The organism is Bhargavaea ullalensis (assembly GCF_042432615.1).
GTDB lineage: Bacteria > Bacillota > Bacilli > Bacillales_A > Planococcaceae > Bhargavaea > Bhargavaea ullalensis.
Map to the genome: position 1 here is coordinate 1 of NZ_JBHLWY010000046.1, position 20,227 is coordinate 20,227.

The following is a 20,227-nucleotide window of genomic DNA, read 5'->3' on the forward strand; positions in this document are numbered from 1 at the left end:
TCGTGGAAGATCTTTATTCCGACCGTGGCCGTCCGGGCATTGATCCTGTCGTGCTGATTAAGCTTCCAATTCTTCAGTACACGTTTGGCATCCGTTCAACGAAGTCATAGATTTTCGGATCCGCTTGTCCTTATTTCGGACCTGCTTCTCCCGGACCCCATGCACAACACCCTCCGGAGACTTTCGGGCAAAATAAAAAGAGCCGCCACTCTTTAAAAGCAGCGGGAACTCTTGATGTTTTTCGGCGGCCGCAGCGGGCCGGATTGGATGGCGCTGTGATAAAAGAGGCGGATCAAAAACGTTCTTCCGAGCTGGCGGATGTGCGCCGGAATCGGAACTTGCCGGTGGCCATCCGCTCCGCGGTCCTGGCCGAGATGCGGTCATGGCACTCGCGGCACATATACGTATGAATCGGCCGGTTGCGCAGTTGCTTGGCTTCCGGGGAGTGGTCCGGCAGTTCGCCTTCACGCTCACAGAGCACACACTTTACAAGCATGGCGGTGCCTCCTCAGATGATGGTGATGGTCCGGATGGCCTTGATCGGGTTTTCGGCATTTGATCCGTCCGGGAACAAAAGCCATGCGGGGCCGTCCTCTTTCAGTGGCTGGCCGTCCACGCTGAACTGGAAGATCATCGAATAAGCTTCTTCGACCGGGAATCGGTGTTCTTCGCCGTCCGCTGTGCCGAACGCAATTTCTTTTGCGTCTCCCCGGATGCCCGCATTTTTCAGGAACGGCTCAAGCACGATGCCGAACGTGCCGTGCAGCAGTTCGGTTTTCTTGAACTTGCGCTCCGTCTTGAGCGTGGGGGGATAAGTGGCACCTTCCATGATTTCGCGGGACCAGTGCTTGGACGTCGCCTTGACGTATTCGTCCAGTTCATTCTTTTCTTCGCGTTCTTCCGTGAAGTAAGTATTCAGGTCGATTTTCCGGTCGTCAAAAATCCAGGTCCCGGGATCGAGCGTGATCGTATAATCTGCATTTCCTTTAATCGGAATGATCATAGGGATTCCTCCTCCAATTTGTCGCATGTCCAGTATACCGTTTATATGGCCGCCGCAAAAGGGGATTGACCGGCAAACTTGGTTGACTGCTTGCAATTTGTCCGTTGAAAAGATACACTTTAGAAGATATACGATGGAAGAAAACCTGCTGATGGGGGCGGTTTCATGGATACTAATGTGCAACCGGCGGCGTATCATGAAAAGGCATTGGAACTTCTTCAGGCGGACGCGGAAAAGATCGCTCAGCTGATCAAAGTCCAGATGGACCACTTGACGATGCCGCAGTGCCCTCTTTATGAAGAAGTGCTGGATACACAGATGTTCGGACTTTCCCGCGAGATTGAATTCGCCGCGAAGCTGGGCCTGATCGAACGCGAGCAGGGCCGGGAGATTCTGGCTACGCTTGAACGGGAACTGTCGGTCCTGCATGATGCATATACGAAGAAATAAGACGAAAAACTCAAACACATCCGGCGGTTTGAGTTTTTTGTTTAATGAATGATTGGAGTATTTTCATGCGCGAATATATAAAACGGTATCTCCGGAACTTTGATTTCCCTCTTTTCTTCACATGGCTTGTCCTGTGCCTGTTCGGGCTGGTCATGATCTACAGCGCAAGCATGGTGTGGGCGGTCAACCGGTATGGCTGGAGCGCCGACCACTTTTACAGAAAACAACTGATCAACCTGACGATTGCCGCACCGGCACTGTTTGTCGGGGCTTTCATCCCATACCGGCATTACAAGCGGACGGGCTTCATGATGCTTTCTCTTGCGGTTACGGGCGTCCTGCTGCTCGTCGTCCATTTTGTCGGATTCGGCGATGATGTAGGCGCTAGAAGCTGGATCAAGCTCGGACCAATCAACATCCAGCCTTCCGAAGTCGCCAAGATCGCGTTCATTCTTTACTTTGCGGGCGTTTTCTCGAAGAAATATGAAAAAGGCACCATCGACGACTTCAACAACTCCGTCATGCCGCCGGTTACACTCCTGACGCTGGCCCTGTTCTCGATCCTGACGGAGACGGATCTTGGGGCGACGATCATCCTCGGCGTGATCGGCGTATCGGTCATGGCCGCAAGCGGCATGCATCCGAAGACATTTTTCAAGTTCACAGGCATGGTCGGGGCATTTCTCGCCGTGCTGGTCGGCGGCATGCTTCTGTTCGGGAAAGAGGTGCTCACCGAAGGGCGCATGGGCCGGATCACGACTTTCCTGGATCCTTTTGCGGACCCGCTTGACAAGGGGTTCCAGATTGTCAACGGCTACCTGGCGATCGGGGCTGGCGGCCTGAAAGGGCTCGGCCTCGGGGAGTCAATCCAGAAAATGGGGTATCTTCCCGAACCGCAGACCGACTTTATCATGGCAATCATCTCCGAAGAGCTGGGGATCGTGGGTGTGGCGATTGTGCTCGGCGGCCTCGGATTCATCGTCCTGCGCGCCATTGCGATTGCACTCAAGACAAAAGACCCGCAGGCGCGGATGATCGCAGCCGGCATCGGCAGCCTGTTCGGCTTCCAGACATTCGTCAACCTCGGCGGGATGACCGGACTGATGCCGCTCACCGGCGTCCCGCTTCCGTTCATTAGCTATGGCGGAACTTCCCTAATCCTGCTATCCTTTGCAATAGGGATACTTCTGAATGTATCCATGTTCGCCAAAAGCGAATCGAGACAGAAGTGAAGGAGATGGGGAAATGGGGAAAATCCAGAAAATCCTTGTGGCGAACCGCGGGGAAATTGCCATCAGGATCTTCCGTGCCTGCACGGAGCTGAAAATCCGGACGGTCGGCATTTATTCTGCGGAGGACAACGGCTCCTTCCACCGTTATAAGGCGGATGAAGCTTATCTTGTCGGAGAAGGGAAAAAGCCGATCGATGCTTATCTGGACATTGAAGGCATCATCTCGATCGCAAAGGACTCGGGTGCGGATGCCATTCATCCGGGGTACGGGTTCCTTGCGGAGAACCTGGAGTTTGCAAGGCGCTGTGAAGAAGAGGGGATCATTTTCATCGGGCCGCGCTCTTCCCATCTGGATATGTTCGGAGACAAGGTAAAGGCGCGTGAACAGGCGATCCTTGCAGGTCTTCCGGTCATCCCGGGAAGTGACGGCCCTGTTTCTTCGCTCCAAGAAGTCGAAACATTCGGCGAAACGCATGGCTATCCGATCATCATCAAAGCCGCGCTCGGCGGCGGGGGAAGGGGAATGCGCGTCGTCCATTCCCCGCAAGAGACGAAAGAAGCGTACGAGCGCGCCCGTTCCGAGGCAAAGGCTGCTTTTGGTTCGGATGAAGTCTATGTCGAAAAGTTCCTCGACAAACCAAAACATATCGAAGTGCAAATATTGGCGGATACATATGGCGAGGTCGTCCATTTGTATGAACGGGATTGTTCGATCCAGCGCCGCCACCAGAAAGTGGTCGAGATTGCACCTTCCACGGCAATCGGCGACAAGCTGCGCATCGACATCTGTGAGGCGGCCGTGCGGCTCATGGAAAACGCGGAATATGTCAACGCCGGCACGGTGGAGTTCCTCGTAGACGGCGACAAGTTCTACTTCATCGAAGTGAATCCGCGCATCCAGGTGGAGCACACGATCACGGAAATGGTGACCGGAATCGACATCGTGCACGCCCAGATCCACATTGCGGAAGGAAAAGGGCTGCATGATCCGGAAACCGGCATTCCACGGCAGGAGGACATTCCGCTGTTCGGCTATGCCATCCAGTCCCGGGTCACGACCGAAGATCCGCTCAACAATTTCATGCCCGACACCGGCAAGCTGATGGTCTACCGCTCGGGCGGCGGCTTCGGCGTCCGGCTTGACGCAGGCAACGGGTTCCAGGGGGCGGTCATTACGCCGCATTACGATTCGCTGCTCGTCAAAGTATCGACCTGGGGCATGACGTTCCGCGAAGCGGCAGCCAAGATGGACCGCAACCTGCAGGAGTTCAGGATCCGCGGCATCAAGACGAACATTCCGTTCCTTGAAAACGTCGTCAAGCATCCGGATTTCCTCACCGGCAAGTACAACACGGCGTTCATCGATGAAACGCCTGAGCTGTTCCTGTTCCCTTCCCGCAAAGACCGTGGCACGAAGCTGCTTAGCTATATCGGGAACGTGACGGTGAACGGATTCCCGGGCATCGGGAAAGTGAAAAAGCCGATCTTCCACTCTCCGCGCAAGCCCGCCGTTGACTTGTCTGTTCCTCCGGCACCGGGCACGAAGCAGATTCTCGACGAACGGGGAGCGGAAGGGCTGGCGGATTGGATCCTCTCACAGGAAGATGTGCTGCTCACCGACACGACGTTCCGCGATGCACACCAGTCCCTGCTGGCCACGCGGGTGAGGACCCATGATCTGCTGGAGATCGCGGACGAAACCGCCCGTCTCATGCCGGATCTGTTTTCGCTGGAAATGTGGGGAGGGGCGACGTTTGACGTCAGCTACCGCTTCCTCGGCGAAAGCCCATGGGACCGTCTGCTGAAGCTCCGTGAAAAAGTTCCGAACGTGCTGTTCCAGATGCTGTTCCGGGGATCGAACGCCGTCGGCTACAAAAACTATCCCGACAATGTAATCCGGGAATTCATCCAAAAGTCCGCTGATGCCGGCATCGATGTGTTCCGGATTTTCGACAGCCTGAACTGGATCAAGGCGATGGAAGTCGCAATCGACGAGACACGACTTTCCGGGAAAGTGGCAGAAGCCGCCATCTGTTATGCGGGCGATATTCTCGACGACGGCCGTGACAAGTATACGGTTGCCTATTACAAGGAAATGGCAAAGGCGCTGGAAGGCGCCGGCGCCCATATTCTGTCGATCAAAGACATGGCGGGCCTGCTGAAACCGGAGGCCGCCTACCGCCTCGTGTCCGAACTGAAAGATACGGTGTCGCTCCCGATTCACCTGCACACCCACGATACGAGCGGGAACGGCATTTATCTGTATGCCCGTGCAATCGAGGCGGGCGTCGACATCGTCGACACGGCACTCGGAGCAATGGCCGGGCTGACTTCCCAGCCGAGCGCCTCCACGCTGTTCCATGCCATGGAAGGCGGCCGCCGCAAAGTGCGTGCGGACGTCGGTTCGCTTGAAAAGCTGTCCCATTACTGGGAGGATGTGCGGAAAATGTACGGCCATTTCGAAAGCGGCATGATGAGCCCGCACAGCGAAATTTATTTCCACGAAATGCCGGGCGGACAGTACAGCAATCTTCAGCAGCAGGCGAAGGCGGTCGGCCTCGGCGAGCGCTGGGACGAAGTCAAAGAAATGTATGCCCGCGTCAACATGCTGTTCGGCGATGTCGTCAAGGTGACGCCGTCATCCAAGGTGGTCGGCGACATGGCGCTGTTCATGGTCCAGAACAACCTGGATGAGGAATCGGTCGTGGAACGCGGCCGGTCGATCGACTTCCCGGATTCGGTCATCGAATTCTTCCGCGGCGACATCGGCCAGCCGTACGGCGGATTCCCAGAGGAACTCCAGAAAGTCATCCTGAAAGACAGGGAAGCGATCACGGTCCGCCCGGGCGAACTGCTCGAGCCTTATGACTTTGAACAGGCACGCGAACAGCTGTTCAATCGGCTCGGCCGGCCGGTCTCGAGCCATGAACTGCTCGCGCATGCCCTTTATCCGAAGGTGTTCGAAGACTTCAGCAGCCAGCACGAGAAGTTCGGGGATGTGTCCGTGATCGACACGCCGGCCTTCTTGTACGGAATGCGGCTCGGCGAAGAAATCGAAGTGGAAATCGAAAAAGGAAAAACGCTCATCGTCAAACTCGTTTCGATCGGCGAGGTCCAGTCCGACGGCACCCGGATCATCTATTTTGAGCTGAACGGACAACCGCGCGAAATTGTCATCACCGATGCATCGGCGGAAGTCGATGTCGTCCAGCGCAGAAAAGCGGAGAAGGGGAATGCACGCCACATTGCCGCCACGATGCCGGGCACCGTCCTGAAAGTGGCAGTCGACCGCGGCAGCCGTGTCAAGCGGGGGGAACACCTCCTGATCACGGAGGCGATGAAGATGGAGACGACCGTCCAGGCTCCGTTTGACGGAGTTGTGGAGGACATCTACGTATCGGCGGGGGATGCCATTTCCACCGGGGATCTCCTCATCGAAATGAAGGAAGACTGAGCCCGGTTTTTCCATGAAAATACGCAGGCTGCGTTTTCCGGCCTGCAAAACAGGGAAGCTGACAGTATACCGTCGGCTTCCTTTTTTTCGGCGGATGCCTCTCTTTACACAGTGAAAACCCCAGAACATTCCCGGATGCCGGAGAAAACAGGCCGGACCGGATCAAAATGAAAGAAGCTGTCCGGAAAAGGGCAGCTTCTTTCAAAGAACATTCTTTTTTGATTGGAATTCCGCCTGCAAAGGCAGACTTAGAAGCCGGGATGGTCCGTCATGCCTTTTCCGTCCGGATTGCGTTTTTCGATCTGCCTGCTCCTCGAGACGAGGAGAATCATGTAGCAGAGCAGTCCGAAGAGGAGCGAAATGATGAGCGAGTGGACGAGCGCCGCCGCCAGGTTCAGCCGCGTGAAGACGACGGTTGCTCCTGTTGCCGCCTGTGCGAGCACGAGGATGAACGCGATCAGCCAGCCGCGGCTGACCACTTTCTGATCCTGGTAATTCCGCCATGCATGGAAAGCGATGTAGGCGATCCAGACGATGATTAAGAAAGCCGCAGTGCGGTGGCCCATCTGCACCCACTCGTGCAGGTTGCCCGGAAGGCGGATATCGTCGTTCCGGCAGAACGGCCAGTCGCGGCACACAAGGCCGGAACCGGTGTGACGGACGAGCGCGCCCGTATAAACGACAATATAGGAATAAAGCGTGACGCCGAGCGTGTGCCACTTCAGCTTTGGACCGATCCGTACTTTGTCTGCATCGAACTTCCTGTCGACTTCAAAGATCAGAAGGGTCAGCAGGAAAACCGCCGCAAAGGAGATGAGCGAGATGCCGAAATGCAGGGCAAGGATGAAGTCCCCCTGTCCCCATTTGACCTGGGCAGCGCCGATCAGCGCCTGCAGGACGAGGAAGAAGAGCGCCATGAAGGACAGGAATTTCGTTTCCCGGATATGTCCGAGCGCTTTCCAGGACCAGAAGCAGAGGACGACGATCAGAATGCCGACCGCGCCGGTCACGAGCCGGTGGGAGAATTCGATTAGCACTTCCGCTGTGATTTCGGTCGGGATGAGCTGGCCGTTGCATCCGGGCCAATGCCTGCCGCATCCCATGCCGCTGTCGGTCTTCGTCACGAGGGCACCGCCGAGCAGGATGGCGAGCATGCCGATCGTCGAAGCGACGGCGACCCATTTCAGTTTGTTGCTGTACTGCATGATGACACCTTCTTTATATATTCTGACCGCCCCGGAGACGGTCTCCGCTTTTTTGATGATATCGGAAACGGAATGCAAATACAACGGCGGGCGCAAGTGCCCGCCGGACAAGTGGGAGCATTTCACAATTTGTTCATAAAAAAGACCTAATGGCTTCACAAAAGAAAATCTGAAATGCTTTACTATAGATATGTTGTGAAATTATGACGGACGTCCGCTTCCGTTCGACAAATTTGGGTTAAGTATAGAATTGGGCCCGGATTTCCGATATAGTAAAGGTTAGCGGGTGTTGCCGGCAGTTTGAAAGGAGGGGTTTCATGACAAACAGTCGCACGATCACGGCCGATCAGCCGGAGACGGAGTCCGCCTCCTTCATGAAGGATTTTCTCGCACTTATCAAGATCGGCATCGTGAATTCGAACGTGATTACAGTGTTCACGGGCTTCTTCCTTGCCGTACAATTCTCCGGCAGGCACTTTCTGCATGAGTTGGATCTCATGATCTATGCGGTCCTCGGATCCGGTCTGATTGTGGCGGGCGCAGCGGCGATGAACAACTTGATCGACCGTGATATCGACCCGGTCATGTCGCGGACCAAGTCCCGGCCGACGGTGACGGGGCGTTTCAAGGCGCCCGCAGTATTCGCCATGTCGGTCGCTTTCATGCTGGCAGGGGAGATTCTGCTGTTCTCGGCATCCGTGAATGCGGGCCTCTGGGGCCTTGCCGGGATTTTCGCCTATGTCGTCCTTTACTCGATGTGGTCGAAAAGACGACATGCGGCCAATACGGTTGTCGGCGCGGTTTCCGGGGCGATTCCCCCGCTGATCGGCTGGGCAGCCGTCGAGCCGTCGCTCGGCATGGGCGCCTGGGCGCTTTTCCTCATCATGTTCGTCTGGCAGCCGCCGCACTTTTACGCGATTGCCATGAGAAGGACGGAAGAGTACAGAGCGGCCGGGATTCCGATGCTTCCGGTGGTGAAAGGCTTCAAACGCACGAAGCGTTCGATGCTCGGCTGGGTGCTGCTGCTTTTCCCGCTGCCGTTCCTGCTTCCGCAGCTCGGCATGGCTTTCCTCATCCTCGCCACCTTGCTGAACCTCGGTTGGCTCTTCATCGCCCTCAAAGGCTTCAAAGCGGGCGATGAGATCAAATGGGCGACGCGCATGTTCGTCTATTCCCTGAACTACATGACGATCCTGTTCGTCTCGATGATCATCTTCTCGGTCATCGCATGATCCCGGAATTCTTTCTACACAAGAATTCATCATAAAAGGGCATCACGGTCCTCATACTTGAAAAACAACTATGAAAGAGAGGTTTGGTTAATCGATGATGAAAGGACTAAAAAAATGGCGCTTCCCGGCTATGCTGGCCGCGCTTGCACTCGTCCTGTCGGGATGCGGTGAAGAATACCTCTCGGCACTCAGGCCGTCGGGCGAAGTGGGCCAGGAGCAGTTCAACCTGCTCATCCTGACTTCCCTGATCATGCTGCTGGTCATCCTGGTTGTCGTGGTCATCTACGTGGCGGCACTCGTCAAATTCCGCCGTTCGCGCCTCGGCGAAGACCACATGCCGGATGATGTCGAAGGCAGCCACAAGCTCGAGTTCATCTGGACGGCCATCCCGATTCTCCTCCTGCTGATCATTGCAATCCCGACCGTTTACTACACGTACAAGCTCGGGGATGTATCGGCCATGGAGAAAACGGACGATGACGGCAATCCTGAACACCTCGTCGTCGACGTGACGGCGAAACTGTACTGGTGGGAGTTCGAGTATCCGGAATACGGAATCGTGACTGCCCAGGAGCTCGTCGTGCCGACGGGCGAGAAAGTCTTCTTCAACCTGAAAGCCGCAGACGTCAAGCACTCCTTCTGGATTCCTGCAATCGGCGGCAAGATGGACACGAACGTGGACAACCTCAACAAGTTCTACCTTGTGTTTGACAAAGAATCAAAAGACCTGAAAGACGGCGTGTTCTACGGCAAGTGTGCGGAGCTCTGCGGTCCGTCCCACGCACTCATGGACTTCAAGGTCAAGACGATGAACCGTGATGACTTCGACGGCTGGGTGGCAGCCATGAAAGAAACGGAAGGCCAGATGCCGGACAAGGATTCCGCAGATGCCGGTGAAGCCGCGTTCGCACAGAGCTGTATCGGCTGCCACGCGACATCGGGCGTCGGTGCTTCGGGGGCTGCCGGACCGAACATGGCGACCTTCGGCGACCGCAACCGTGTTGCCGGCTACCTTGACCACGACAAGGAAAACATCGTCAACTGGATCCAGGATCCGCAAAAATACAAGCCGGGCAACCTGATGCCTGCTTTCGACAGCCTTTCGGATGAAGATCTGGATGCGATTGCGGATTATCTGCTCGGACTGAAAGTCGAAGAGTAAGGTAAAGGAGGCTACAACTGTGACAACTGCTGCGAATACAGTCGCACAAAAGAAAGGGTTCGGCGCGACGCTGTGGGACTGGTTGACGACAGTCGACCATAAGAAGATCGGCATCCTTTACCTGATCGGGGGCGGGTTCTTCTTCGTCCTCGGCGGGATCGAGGCTCTCATGATCCGCCTGCAGCTTCTTGTGCCGAACAACGACTTTGTTAGTGCAGGTTTCTTCAACGAACTGATCACGATGCACGGGACGACCATGATCTTCCTGGCAGCGATGCCTTTGCTGTTCGGCTTTATGAACGCCATTGTGCCGCTGCAGATCGGAGCCCGTGACGTCGCGTTCCCGTTCATCAACTCACTTGGTTTCTGGATGTTCTTCTTCGGCGGCCTCTTCCTGAACCTAAGCTGGTTCATCGATGCGGCTCCTGATGCCGGCTGGACATCGTACGCGTCGCTGTCGATCGCTTCGACGGGACACGGGATCGACTTTTATGCGATCGGCCTGCAAATTGCGGGTGCCGGTACGCTTATGGCGGGGATCAACTTCCTCGTCACGATCATCAACATGCGCGCACCAGGGATGACCTACATGCGGATGCCGCTCTTCACATGGACGACATTCGTTGCTTCGGCACTCATCCTGTTTGCGTTCCCGCCACTGACGGTCGGCCTGTTCTTCCTGACATTCGACCGGATGTTCGGCGGTAACTTCTTCCACGTGGACGGCGGAGGCAACACGATCATCTGGGAGCATATCTTCTGGATTTTCGGTCACCCTGAAGTTTACATCCTCGTCCTTCCGTCGTTCGGGATCTTCTCCGAGATCTTCTCGATCTTCTCGCGGAAGCGCCTGTTCGGTTACTCGGCAATGGTTTTCGCGACCGTGCTGATCGGGTTCCTCGGCTTCATGGTCTGGGCCCACCACATGTTCACGGTCGGCCTTGGACCGACAGCCAACGCAATCTTCGCGGTTGCCACGATGGCGATCGCCGTTCCGACCGGGGTCAAGATCTTCAACTGGCTCCTCACGATGTGGGGCGGAAGCATCCGCATCACGACACCGATGCTGTATGCGCTCGGGTTCATCCCGTCGTTCGTCATGGGCGGCGTCACAGGCGTCCAGCAGGGTGCTGCACCGCTCGACTACCAGCTTCATGACTCGTACTTCATCGTTGCCCACTTCCACTATGTCATCGTCGGCGGCGTTGTCCTGGCGATCCTTGCGGCGACGCACCTGTACTGGCCGAAAATGTTCGGTACGATGCTGAGCGAGAAGCTCGGCAAGGTGACATTCTGGTTCTTCTTCATCGGGTTCCATATGACATTCTTCCTGCAGCACTTCCTTGGACTCATGGGAATGCCGCGCCGTGTCTGGACCTACAACAAAGACCAGGGCTGGGATCTCTTCAACGCCATCAGCTCTGTCGGCGCACTTCTCATGGCCATTGGCGTCATTGTGCTCGTCATCAACATCATCATGACGACGGCGAAAAACGAGCGTGTCGGCAACGACCCTTGGGAAGACGGCCGCACGCTCGAGTGGGCGATTCCTTCGCCGCCGCCGTTCTATAACTTCCCTCAGACTCCGCTCGTCCGCGGTCTCGATACATTCTGGATCGAGAAGAAGGAAGGCAACAAGAGAGGGTACATCGCGGCTGAACCGATTTCTGACATTCATATGCCAAATGGTTCATTCATTCCGTTCGTCATGACTCTCGGCCTGTTCATCGCAGGGTTCGGGGCCATGTTCCGTCTTGAGCACAGCTGGGGACTTCCGGTTCTCATCGGCGGCCTTGTGCTGACATTCCTGGCGATGGCCACACGTTCCATCAAGGATGACCTCGGCTTCTATGTGACGAAAGATGAAATCATCCGCACCGAAAAAGAAATCCTCCGATCTGAAAGGGGGAGCAACTAATGGATCTGAACACAAAATTCACGGCTAAATCATGGCCGGACCATCCGGAAACCGCCACGATGGAGGCGAAGAACAAGTTCGTCGGCTTCTGGCTTTTCCTTGGCGGGGAAACCATTCTCTTCGCCACGCTGTTCGCCACTTACCTGGCGCTTCGGAACTCGGTTCCGAGCGGCAATGATTTTTCCACGGACACGCTGTTTGAGCTTCCGCTCGTCTTTGTCATGACGATGCTGCTCCTCACTTCGTCCCTGACGAGTGTGTATGCGATGTACCACATGAAGAACTACAACTTCAAGGCGATGCAGCTCTGGCTGGCCATCACAGGCTTCCTCGGCCTCGGCTTCCTCGGTTTTGAAGTGTATGAGTTCACTCACTACATCCACCTTGGCTTCACATATGGCAACAGTGCGTTCAGCTCGGCATTCTACACGCTCGTCGGGACACACGGACTGCACGTGGCCATCGGTCTCGTCTGGCTGTCGCTGCTCATCCTGCGCAACGCACGCCGCGGACTGAACTTGTACAATGCGACGAAGTACTACACGTTCTCGCTGTACTGGCACTTCATCGACGTCGTCTGGGTATTCATCTTCACGGTAGTCTACTTGATGGGAGTGGTCGGTTAAGATGGCACACGATATCGAGATCATTGAAAAGACACCCGCCGAGTACACCTATAAGAAGCGGAATGCCGACCGTGCGATGCGCGGCCAGCTGATGATGTTCGCGCTCATGATCTTCATGACGCTCATCTCGTTCACAGCCGTCCAGGCCGGGTTCTCGCCGCTGTTCGTCATTCCGGTCATCCTGCTTCTTGCGGCAGTCCAGGTTGGCTTGCAGCTGTACTACTTCATGCACATGAAAGAGGAGGGCCACGGCCTTCCTTCCATGTTCATGTATACAGGTGTCCTCATCGGCTTCCTCACAGTTCTTGCCTTCGTCACGATCATCTGGTGGTAAGAACGAAAAACGCCATGCGAGCCCAGGCTCCATGGCGTTTTTGTATGGACGAATGCCGAATGTGTCATACTTCGTTCATTGCTATGGGCAAAGACTCGCCTTATAATGAATAGAGTCATTCTAAAAAGGAGCGATTGCAATGGTTCCTATCAGTATTTTCGGCTTTGTGGCTCTTTGGAGTCCGTATTTTTTTTCCGCTCTTGTTGCATTGTTCCTGATTTATTTGTTGATCACCGTTAAATGGCGGGATCGTTTTGCGGACAGTGAGCCGCTCAAGCGCAATGAGCTCATTTCCTTTTCGGTCGGCATGATCCTGGTCTACGTGACGAAAGGCTCGCCGGTAGATCTGCTCGGTCATATTCTGTTCACGATGCACATGGTGCAGATGGCCGTACTCCTGCTTGTTGCGGCTCCGTTCATCATCATGGGGATACCGGGGTGGATCTGGAAAAAGGTCTTTGCTGTGCCGGTTCTCGGCAGAGTGCTCGTTGTAATGACTCGGCCGGTCATCAGTCTGATCGTCTTCAGCGCCATGTTCTCGGTGTATCATCTGCCGCTCGTTCTGGATACGATCAAACTGAGCATTCCGCTTCATGCCGCGTTCACGATCACGCTGTTCATTTCGGCGCTGTTTCTCTGGTGGCCGATCGTCAACACGATCAGCGTGACGACGAAACTGCAGGGGCTCCATAAAGTGGCTTACATCATTGCGAGCGCCATCCTCATCACGCCGGCATGTGCGCTCATCATCTTCGTCGACACGCCCGTCTATGAGACGTATCAGAGCGGGGAAGCGTGGATCCAGTCGATGGCTCTCTGTGTTCCTGCGTCCACGCTCGGCACGCTGGCCAATGCCGGGCTGTCGGGTCCGGAAGTCTTTACGAACATGCCGGTCCTTTATGACCAGCAGCTCGGCGGCGTCATCATGAAAGTTCTTCAGGAAATCATCTACGGCGTCGTCCTCGGCAAGATCTTCTTCAACTGGTTCCAACACGAGCGCGACAATGCCGATGACATCACAAAAAAACAACTGCTGGAACGGGAACGGCTTTCGATGTACAGCTGATCCCGGCAAGCCTTAGGGGGAAAACCATCCGATGTCCGTTCCGTTTTTGCCAACACTCAGCACCTTTTTCATTGCACTCAGCGCCGTTTTGGTCGCAATCGGCTGGAGGCTCATCACTCAGAGAAAAATCGAGGCCCACAAGAAAACGATGCTGGCGGCCGGTGTGTCCGCACTCTTGTTCTTCATCATCTACATTTCGCGGACCGTCTTTATCGGCAACACCTCGTTCGGCGGCCCGGACAGTCTGAAGATCTACTACACGGTCTTTTTGATCTTTCACATTTTCCTCGCCACAGTCGGCGCGGTATTCGGGCTCATTTCAATCTGGACGGGACTGAAAGACGTCCTTCCGAGGCACCGGAAGATCGGGCCGATCACGAGCATCATCTGGTTTTTCACGGCCATTACCGGCGTTGCGGTCTACCTGCTGCTGTACGTGTTCTATAAAGGCGGGGAAACCACTTCGGTGTTCCGTGCCATCCTCGGATATTGATCTAAAAAGAGTCATCACCCAAATGTCTGGGTGATGACTCCTTTTTTGAATCAGATTTTAAAGTTCAGCCGGATGAACCCGGCTTCCTTGGCGGCGTTGAAGAGGATCACGACAAGCGGTCCGCCGAACAGCCCGAGAAAGCCGAACAGCTTGAGGCCGATGAACATGGCGACCAGCGTGGCAAGCGGCGACAGGCCGATCTGGGCCCCCATGACTTTCGGTTCCACGGTTCTTCTGACAATCAGGAGAATGACCGCAAGTATCGCCAGCTTCGTTCCTTCGGCCACGTCACCGCTTGCGAACTGGTAGATGGACCACGGTGCCAGGATGATGATCGATCCGAGGATCGGGATGATGTCGATGATCCAGATGACGAGTGACATGACGATCGCATACTGGGGCTTGATGATGAGCAGCCCGACAAATGTGATGCCGAGGATGATGAAGCTGACCAGCACTTGCGCCTTGATGAATCCGAATATGACGACATTGATCCGGTCAAGCATCAACCTCACTTTTTCGCTGGTCGGATCAGACATGTACTTGAAAATCATCAGCCGCAGGGCGGGCAGCTCCAGCATGAACAGGAAGAGCGCAATCAGATAGACGATCGAGCTGACAAGAAAATTTGGGATGCCGGTGAGGAGTCCCGAAATCGTGTCATAGTTGACGAAGGAAAGGAGGGAGTCCCTCAGCGACTCGATGAGACGGTTCATCTCATTCTGGATCGCCTCCATCACTTCAAGCGGCATGCCCTCCGTGTAATTGAACAGCTTGTCCTGCATGTCGATCCAGGCACCGGTTGCCGCATTGAATTTTTCCGGCGCGGATTTCGTGAAATTGATCAGCTTGCCGAACAGCTGCGTGATGCTGAAGTAAAACAAAAGGAGGAGCATCGCCATAAAGGAGATGAAGACGGTGATGACGGTCGTTTTTCGGCTCCATTTAAAGCGGTTCAGTGTCAATTTGACGACCGGTTCAAGGAAAATGGCCGTGATCAGGGCGAACAAAAGCGGAAGCGAGACGGGCAAGATGAATACGGCAAACAAAATTGCGGCCACGAGCAGGAAAAAGATAGTTAGTGTACGGCGATTCAGCCATCTGGACATGCAGCAGTCGCTCCCGAAAACGTAGTATGTTCATTATATCCAACCGCCCACTGTTTGAATAGACGATTCTTCCTGCCAACGGTGCGGCCGGGGCTTTATTGGAATTGCTTCCATAGGAGGGGTGAACTCTGTCAGCCGAAGAACACCGCTTGCTTACAGCGAGCGGTGCCTCCGTCTCCTTGAGCTGTGCTCTGCGGAGCCTCAGACAGGTGCTTATCCGACCTGTCTCGAACTGTTCTTCGCCTTCTGAATGGAATTAAAAAGAGAACCGAAGTGATGATTGCTCCACGAATCCACTCAACGGGGCTACGCGCTCACTCACGGGGCCTATGATTCCACTCACCCCGGCAATGCGCTCACTCACAAAGCCTATGATTCCACTCTCTCCAGACAACGACCGCCTCCATCCAAAAGCGGTCTAAACTGCTCAAACCGACAGGAAACCGCCCCTCTTCCTCTCGGGAAGCGGGGCGGTGGTGAGGTCAAGCGTTCAGGTCGTACGGCTTCAGGTCCTCCTGGACTTCAAGAAGCGTCTTGGAGCAGCTTTTGACCAGATAATCGGGAAATACTTCATCTTCGCCGTATTCCACGCCGTGCGGATAGTAGTGCTTGCCGAGCACGGGCTTTTTCAGATGCATCGTTGCATTGCCCGAACCGACATCGCCGTCGGTCGTATAGCCGAAGATGCGAAGGTAGTAAGTGCCTTCCTTGATGACGATCTTTTTATCGTAGCTGACCCGCTCGTAGTCCCACTGTTCGCCGCGGATGAGTCCGTGCTTGTTCATGATTTCATCCAGCAATGTGAGTTCGGCTGTCACGCCTTCGATACCGGTGTTCTCAAAGTACATGATTCATTTGCCTCCTTTGGGCCGGTCTGCCCTTATCCATATACCTTCTTATGATAGAACAACTGCATTCCGGTTGCAATGGCAAGATTGTGTCCGCCGTGCGTACACTGATATAATGAACTTAAATTCATCGGACCAAGGAGTTTTTTCATTGAAATTTGCGCTTCGCGTCGTCTTCGTCCTCCTGTTGGTCGCCGGATTTATCTTGTTCGTGTCTCGGGGACCGGACGAGAATGAGTTGCTTGTCTCTCCGGTCGGCCCGAATACGGCACTGCCGCAGGAAAACGCGGTCCAGAATGCCCACGAAGCAATGGCCCGGCCCAATGCCGGACTGGCCGTTTTCGTCGGCGGCCCGGCAGACGCTTTCACCGACAAATACGGAAAACCCGACCGGATTGAGCCGTCCTCGTACGGTTTCGAATGGTGGGTGTATGATGATCCGGTGACCGACTACATGATGGCCGGCGTCAAAAATGGAGTTGTCAATCAAATCTACACGGCCGGAGAGGGACGGGAAGTGTCTCCATTTTCAATCGGCCAGCCTCTTGAAGAGATATACGCCTCCACCATCCTGGATTCTGAAGTGAATGTGGAGATCGGCACCAATCAGTATGTGTTCACGCTGGCCGGCGACGATATGCAGGAGCGGATGCTCGTGGCCTATGACGGGCTCTTTGCGCAGCTGTATGCCGACATGGATTCCGGTTCGCTGTTTGCCGTCCGGTTCATCACCCCTGAAATGCTCGTGCTGCAGCAGCCGTACGAAATGAGCTACAGCGGGGATTTGCCGACGCCGCCTCCGATGTCGTCCACTCTCCAGAGAGCGGTGGACCGGGCGAACGAGCGGCAGGTGATCGACCTCGCCAATCTTTACAGGAAGCGGACGGGGCTCCCCGTTCTCGCCGAAGACGCGGAAGCCACCGCCGTTGCGCGAGAACGGGCCGCCAAGGCGAAACGTGCGGGGATCCAGCTGAAGGAGGAGCTGCCATCCTTGTCGGATGACCTCCAGCAGGCGCACATCAGCTACAGCGGTGCGGGAGAAAACAAGGCGGCGGATTATGTAGATGCCCCGGCCACGCTGCATGGTTGGATCAATTCTCCGGAACACCGGGTACTGCTCCGTAAGCCGGGGTTCAACAGCCAGGGAGCGGGAGTGTCGGGAAACAATTACTCGCATATCCTGCTTGAAAGGCCCGATCCGGCGGGCACTTCAAACTAAAGCGTCAGGGGATGATCCAGGTCCCCTGAGCGTCACCGGAATAACTTCGGATATGAAGCGGCACTTGCGCCCTTGCGGCGTACAGTGCCGCTTTTTTCTGGATGACCGGGCGTGCGGCAGCGAGCAGGGGGACCAGTTCCGCATAAGACATGAAACTGATCATTTCCGCTTTCGGATCCAGGTCCGGATCCGCACTCATGATGCCCGGCACGTCCTTGAAGAATTCTGCGGCGTCCGCGTCCAGCGCCTTCGCCAGCACGACCGCCGTCAGGTCGCTGCCGCCCCGGCCGGCCGTTCTGATGAAGCCGTCCGTGCCTGTGCCGAGAAAACCGGGGACGATGCCGACAGTCCCGTCGCCGAGTGATTGCAGCAGACGGGCGCCGTCCGCACGGAGACCGGCAGTGCGGAACGGCCCTTCGGCAGTGATGCCCGAACGCGTCCCGTACAGCAATTCGTTCCTGATGCCGGCAGCCGCCAGTTCCGCAGACAGCACGGCGCAGGAGAGGAGTTCCCCGCATGCAGCCGCCAGATCTGCGGCCTGCGGGGAATTGACGAGGTCGCGGCTTGCGCAAAGCAGGCTGTCCGTTGAATAAGGATCACCTGCGCGTCCCATCGCCGAAACGACGGCGATGACCCGGCCGTGTTCCCGGATGCCCCTGCGGATGTGCCGGATGCAGTGCTCCCTGGAAGCACTGTCCCTGACAGCAACGCCGCCGAATTTTTGGATGATCATCGCCTGGTGCCACCTTCTTTCCGCGTGTCAAACGAGTTTCGGTCCACATACGATGAAATGGACTCCAACATAATGTATTCGCTGGAAGAGAAAATGTTCGGGAAGGGGCTATGCATGATCCTTTTATGCGAACTGCTGAAGAATTGGCCTTGCACCGCTGAGGGGGGCGATATCCGGACCGAGATCCATGCCGTGACCGACCATTCCGCAGAAGTGGTGCCGGGTTCGCTTTTCGTCGCCAGAAAAGGCCGGGCATCCGACGGGGCGGCTCATATCCCCGAGGCGCTCCGCAAAGGCGCCGTTGCCGTCGTCACCGATTCCGCCTCGCCGCCCGTCCTTCCGCCGGGTGTCGTTTCCGTCTCCGTGCCGGATGCTGCTGATTTCCTGGCACATGCCTGTTCCGCTTTTTTTGGCCGTCCGTCCGAACGGCTTTCGGTCATCGCGGTGACGGGCACGAACGGCAAGACGACGGTGACCCGCTTCATTGGACAGATATTCAAAGAAGCGGGAGTGAAGGCGGCGGTGCTCGGAACACTCGGTCTTTGGATTGACGGGGAGCAGGCAGATTATCCGCTGCCGCCGATGACGACCGTTCCGCCCGCACATCTGCATAAGGTGCTCCGCCACTGCGTTGATGCCGGCGTCACCCACGTTGCCCTGGAGGCATCCTCGCTCGGTCTGGAAGGCGGACGGCTCAACCATTGCCGGATCCGCGACGGGATTTTTCTCAATATCGGCAATGACCACCACGGCGAGCACGGCGGCGAAGCCGCCTATCTCCGGGCAAAGGCGCGGCTGGTGAAGCTGGCAGACCAGATCATTGTGAACCGGGATGACCCCGCTGTCCTGAAACTATGCGAAGGAGCGATTCCGGCCTGGACTTTCGGCGGAACGCCCGGGGACGGCCGCCATGTCTGGATTGCCGATGACGGGAGCGGCGGCTGGGAGGCGGGCTGGTGCGGCGGGGGGGCGGCCGTGGATGCGCCGGTCGGCGGCGAACACAACCGGCTGAACGCCGCCGCTGCCCTTGCCGCCGCCCTGTCGGCGGGTCTGGAACCTGCAGGCTGCGCCGGGGCACTCGGCAGGCTCAGGCTGCCGGCGGGAAGGATGCAGGAGATGGAGAAAAACGGAATCCGGGTTGTCGTCGACTATGCGCATACGCCGGATGCACTGGAAGCGGTCCTGAAGGCGCTTTCCCGCACGGCAACCGGCCGGCTCATCACCGTTTTTGGCTGCGGGGGTGACCGGGACAAGGAAAAGCGGCCGGAAATGGGGGAAATCGCGGCGTTTTATTCGTCGGAGGTATGGGTGACGTCGGACAATCCGAGGAATGAGGACCCGGAAGCCATCATCCGGGACATTTTCAAAGGCATCGGCAGGCAGACGGCCCGCTTCAGGAAGGAGCCGGACCGTGACCGTGCCATCCGGTATGCGATTGCCGGCGCAACTCCGGGTGACGTGGTCCTGATCGCCGGGAAGGGCCATGAATCCGGCCAGACCGCCGGGGGAGTGACAAAGCCGTTTTCCGACGCGGAGGCGGCCGAGCGGCATTTAAGCCATTATCACGGCAACCATCTTGAAATTTCTGGTGCAGACCCGGTGCAATCCGTCGAGGGAATCTGTTATGATGGAGGAGAAATGGAGTGATGCCGATGATGATGACCGACGAATGGCTCCGCGTCATCGATGAATCAGAACTGCTCAGCCGGATGATCGTCTGCTCCGAACAGGCGGCGGCATACCGGCTTGCCCATAATGAAGTGTACACCGATCCGGCGCTGCTGGAGGACATCCGCGATTTCGCCCGGATGAAGGAGCAATACGAGGAGGTTCAGCGGTTTGGCCGCTACCATCCCGATTACTCGACCATCATGAAGCAGATCCGCGTCAAAAAGCGGGAACTGGACCTGGACGACAAGATCGCCGCCCTCAAGGTGGCGGAAAACGATCTGCAGGATCTGCTGGATGAAGTGAGCCTCCTGATCGGCAAGACGGTTTCCGAGTCTGTGAAGGTCCCGGTCAGCAATCCGTTCTTTTCAAAGGATTCGTCCTGCGGCGGAAGTTGCGGTTCCGGCGGTTCCTGCTCCTGCAGTGCGTGAACTGCCCGTTTGAAAAAAAGGTCCATACGGAAACAGGCCAGCCC

19 protein-coding genes and 1 pseudogene are annotated in these 20,227 nt (G+C 56.3%); 14 read left to right on the plus strand and 6 right to left on the minus strand.

Annotation, left to right across the window (positions count from 1 at the left end; genetic code table 11):
- Window positions 1-104, plus strand: a pseudogene (locus ACFFIY_RS13985) (transposase); the annotation flags it as partial.
- Window positions 105-292: 188 nt separating this feature from the next.
- Here the strand turns inward: ACFFIY_RS13985 and ACFFIY_RS13990 are convergent.
- Both ACFFIY_RS13990 and ACFFIY_RS13995 read right to left on the minus strand, forming a co-directional pair.
- Window positions 293-496 (minus strand): YlaI family protein, encoded by a 204-nt coding sequence (locus ACFFIY_RS13990; protein ID WP_354197338.1) that lies wholly within the window; start codon window positions 494-496, stop codon window positions 293-295.
- A gap of 12 nt (window positions 497-508) precedes the next feature.
- A complete protein-coding gene (locus tag ACFFIY_RS13995) occupies window positions 509-1,003 on the minus strand; it encodes a peptidyl-prolyl cis-trans isomerase (RefSeq protein WP_354197340.1) in 495 nt (164 codons plus the stop codon).
- Window positions 1,004-1,168: 165 nt separating this feature from the next.
- Between ACFFIY_RS13995 and ACFFIY_RS14000 the strand changes: the two genes are divergently transcribed.
- The 3 genes from ACFFIY_RS14000 (at window position 1,169) to pyc (ending at window position 6,139) form a co-directional block, all read left to right on the plus strand.
- Window positions 1,169-1,453: an Fpa/YlaN family protein gene (locus ACFFIY_RS14000; RefSeq protein ID WP_354197342.1), complete on the plus strand. Its 285-nt coding sequence runs from the start codon at window positions 1,169-1,171 to the stop codon at window positions 1,451-1,453.
- Window positions 1,454-1,518: 65 nt separating this feature from the next.
- Window positions 1,519-2,685: an FtsW/RodA/SpoVE family cell cycle protein gene (locus ACFFIY_RS14005; RefSeq protein ID WP_354197344.1), complete on the plus strand. Its 1,167-nt coding sequence runs from the start codon at window positions 1,519-1,521 to the stop codon at window positions 2,683-2,685.
- A 13-nt stretch (window positions 2,686-2,698) separates the two neighbouring features.
- Window positions 2,699-6,139, plus strand: a complete 3,441-nt coding sequence (gene pyc / locus ACFFIY_RS14010) for a pyruvate carboxylase (RefSeq protein WP_354197346.1) — start codon at window positions 2,699-2,701, stop codon at window positions 6,137-6,139.
- 248 nt (window positions 6,140-6,387) lie between these two features.
- On the opposite strand, the gene ACFFIY_RS14015 is transcribed toward pyc, so the two are convergent.
- Window positions 6,388-7,344, minus strand: coding sequence for a COX15/CtaA family protein (locus ACFFIY_RS14015; protein ID WP_354197348.1), 957 nt, complete (start codon window positions 7,342-7,344; stop codon window positions 6,388-6,390).
- A gap of 317 nt (window positions 7,345-7,661) precedes the next feature.
- Between ACFFIY_RS14015 and cyoE the strand changes: the two genes are divergently transcribed.
- From cyoE to ACFFIY_RS14050, 7 genes are all read left to right on the plus strand, one after another.
- Window positions 7,662-8,576 carry a heme o synthase gene (gene cyoE, locus ACFFIY_RS14020; RefSeq protein WP_354197350.1) on the plus strand — a complete coding sequence of 305 codons (915 nt, stop codon included), beginning with the start codon at window positions 7,662-7,664 and terminating at the stop codon, window positions 8,574-8,576.
- A gap of 94 nt (window positions 8,577-8,670) precedes the next feature.
- Window positions 8,671-9,738 carry a cytochrome c oxidase subunit II gene (gene coxB / locus ACFFIY_RS14025; protein ID WP_354197352.1) on the plus strand — a complete coding sequence of 356 codons (1,068 nt, stop codon included), beginning with the start codon at window positions 8,671-8,673 and terminating at the stop codon, window positions 9,736-9,738.
- A 19-nt stretch (window positions 9,739-9,757) separates the two neighbouring features.
- Window positions 9,758-11,656 (plus strand): cytochrome c oxidase subunit I, encoded by a 1,899-nt coding sequence (ctaD, locus tag ACFFIY_RS14030; RefSeq protein ID WP_354197354.1) that lies wholly within the window; start codon window positions 9,758-9,760, stop codon window positions 11,654-11,656.
- Complete coding sequence (locus ACFFIY_RS14035) at window positions 11,656-12,282, plus strand: cytochrome c oxidase subunit 3 (protein WP_354197356.1); 627 nt, start codon at window positions 11,656-11,658, stop codon at window positions 12,280-12,282. The genes ctaD and ACFFIY_RS14035 overlap by 1 nt, the downstream gene beginning before the upstream one ends.
- Window position 12,283: 1 nt before the next feature.
- The gene (ctaF, locus tag ACFFIY_RS14040; protein ID WP_354197358.1) at window positions 12,284-12,616 is read left to right on the plus strand and encodes a cytochrome c oxidase subunit IVB; all 333 of its coding nucleotides are present in this window, start codon (window positions 12,284-12,286) and stop codon (window positions 12,614-12,616) included.
- A 139-nt stretch (window positions 12,617-12,755) separates the two neighbouring features.
- Complete coding sequence (gene ctaG / locus ACFFIY_RS14045; RefSeq protein ID WP_354197360.1) at window positions 12,756-13,682, plus strand: cytochrome c oxidase assembly factor CtaG; 927 nt, start codon at window positions 12,756-12,758, stop codon at window positions 13,680-13,682.
- A gap of 31 nt (window positions 13,683-13,713) precedes the next feature.
- Window positions 13,714-14,175 carry a DUF420 domain-containing protein gene (locus tag ACFFIY_RS14050; RefSeq protein WP_354197362.1) on the plus strand — a complete coding sequence of 154 codons (462 nt, stop codon included), beginning with the start codon at window positions 13,714-13,716 and terminating at the stop codon, window positions 14,173-14,175.
- 50 nt (window positions 14,176-14,225) lie between these two features.
- Here ACFFIY_RS14050 and ytvI read toward each other — a convergent pair whose 3' ends face one another.
- Both ytvI and ACFFIY_RS14060 read right to left on the minus strand, forming a co-directional pair.
- Complete coding sequence (gene ytvI / locus ACFFIY_RS14055; protein WP_354197364.1) at window positions 14,226-15,284, minus strand: sporulation integral membrane protein YtvI; 1,059 nt, start codon at window positions 15,282-15,284, stop codon at window positions 14,226-14,228.
- A gap of 482 nt (window positions 15,285-15,766) precedes the next feature.
- Window positions 15,767-16,132, minus strand: coding sequence for a YugN family protein (locus tag ACFFIY_RS14060; protein ID WP_354197366.1), 366 nt, complete (start codon window positions 16,130-16,132; stop codon window positions 15,767-15,769).
- A 151-nt stretch (window positions 16,133-16,283) separates the two neighbouring features.
- On the opposite strand from ACFFIY_RS14060, the gene ACFFIY_RS14065 reads away from it, so the two are divergent.
- Window positions 16,284-17,351 carry a CAP domain-containing protein gene (locus tag ACFFIY_RS14065; protein ID WP_354197368.1) on the plus strand — a complete coding sequence of 356 codons (1,068 nt, stop codon included), beginning with the start codon at window positions 16,284-16,286 and terminating at the stop codon, window positions 17,349-17,351.
- Window positions 17,352-17,355: 4 nt separating this feature from the next.
- On the opposite strand, the gene ACFFIY_RS14070 is transcribed toward ACFFIY_RS14065, so the two are convergent.
- Complete coding sequence (locus tag ACFFIY_RS14070; protein WP_354197370.1) at window positions 17,356-18,084, minus strand: amino acid kinase family protein; 729 nt, start codon at window positions 18,082-18,084, stop codon at window positions 17,356-17,358.
- 114 nt (window positions 18,085-18,198) lie between these two features.
- Here ACFFIY_RS14070 and ACFFIY_RS14075 point away from each other — a divergent pair, with 114 nt between their 5' ends.
- Both ACFFIY_RS14075 and ACFFIY_RS14080 read left to right on the plus strand, forming a co-directional pair.
- Window positions 18,199-19,731: a UDP-N-acetylmuramoyl-L-alanyl-D-glutamate--2,6-diaminopimelate ligase gene (locus ACFFIY_RS14075; protein ID WP_354197372.1), complete on the plus strand. Its 1,533-nt coding sequence runs from the start codon at window positions 18,199-18,201 to the stop codon at window positions 19,729-19,731.
- Between the two features lie 5 nt (window positions 19,732-19,736).
- A complete protein-coding gene (locus tag ACFFIY_RS14080; protein ID WP_354197409.1) occupies window positions 19,737-20,183 on the plus strand; it encodes a YlbF/YmcA family competence regulator in 447 nt (148 codons plus the stop codon).
- Window positions 20,184-20,227 lie beyond the last annotated feature (44 nt).

Coding starts and splice junctions, on each gene's coding strand:
- ACFFIY_RS13990 (WP_354197338.1), bottom strand. CDS start 496: ATGCTTGTAAAGTGTGTGCTCTGTGAGCGTGAAGGCGAACTGCCGGAC.
- ACFFIY_RS13995 (WP_354197340.1), bottom strand. CDS start 1,003: ATGATCATTCCGATTAAAGGAAATGCAGATTATACGATCACGCTCGAT.
- ACFFIY_RS14000 (WP_354197342.1), top strand. CDS start 1,169: ATGGATACTAATGTGCAACCGGCGGCGTATCATGAAAAGGCATTGGAA.
- ACFFIY_RS14005 (WP_354197344.1), top strand. CDS start 1,519: ATGCGCGAATATATAAAACGGTATCTCCGGAACTTTGATTTCCCTCTT.
- pyc (WP_354197346.1), top strand. CDS start 2,699: ATGGGGAAAATCCAGAAAATCCTTGTGGCGAACCGCGGGGAAATTGCC.
- ACFFIY_RS14015 (WP_354197348.1), bottom strand. CDS start 7,344: ATGCAGTACAGCAACAAACTGAAATGGGTCGCCGTCGCTTCGACGATC.
- cyoE (WP_354197350.1), top strand. CDS start 7,662: ATGACAAACAGTCGCACGATCACGGCCGATCAGCCGGAGACGGAGTCC.
- coxB (WP_354197352.1), top strand. CDS start 8,671: ATGATGAAAGGACTAAAAAAATGGCGCTTCCCGGCTATGCTGGCCGCG.
- ACFFIY_RS14035 (WP_354197356.1), top strand. CDS start 11,656: ATGGATCTGAACACAAAATTCACGGCTAAATCATGGCCGGACCATCCG.
- ctaF (WP_354197358.1), top strand. CDS start 12,284: ATGGCACACGATATCGAGATCATTGAAAAGACACCCGCCGAGTACACC.
- ctaG (WP_354197360.1), top strand. CDS start 12,756: ATGGTTCCTATCAGTATTTTCGGCTTTGTGGCTCTTTGGAGTCCGTAT.
- ACFFIY_RS14050 (WP_354197362.1), top strand. CDS start 13,714: ATGTCCGTTCCGTTTTTGCCAACACTCAGCACCTTTTTCATTGCACTC.
- ytvI (WP_354197364.1), bottom strand. CDS start 15,284: ATGTCCAGATGGCTGAATCGCCGTACACTAACTATCTTTTTCCTGCTC.
- ACFFIY_RS14060 (WP_354197366.1), bottom strand. CDS start 16,132: ATGTACTTTGAGAACACCGGTATCGAAGGCGTGACAGCCGAACTCACA.
- ACFFIY_RS14070 (WP_354197370.1), bottom strand. CDS start 18,084: ATGATCATCCAAAAATTCGGCGGCGTTGCTGTCAGGGACAGTGCTTCC.
- ACFFIY_RS14075 (WP_354197372.1), top strand. CDS start 18,199: ATGATCCTTTTATGCGAACTGCTGAAGAATTGGCCTTGCACCGCTGAG.
- ACFFIY_RS14080 (WP_354197409.1), top strand. CDS start 19,737: ATGATGATGACCGACGAATGGCTCCGCGTCATCGATGAATCAGAACTG.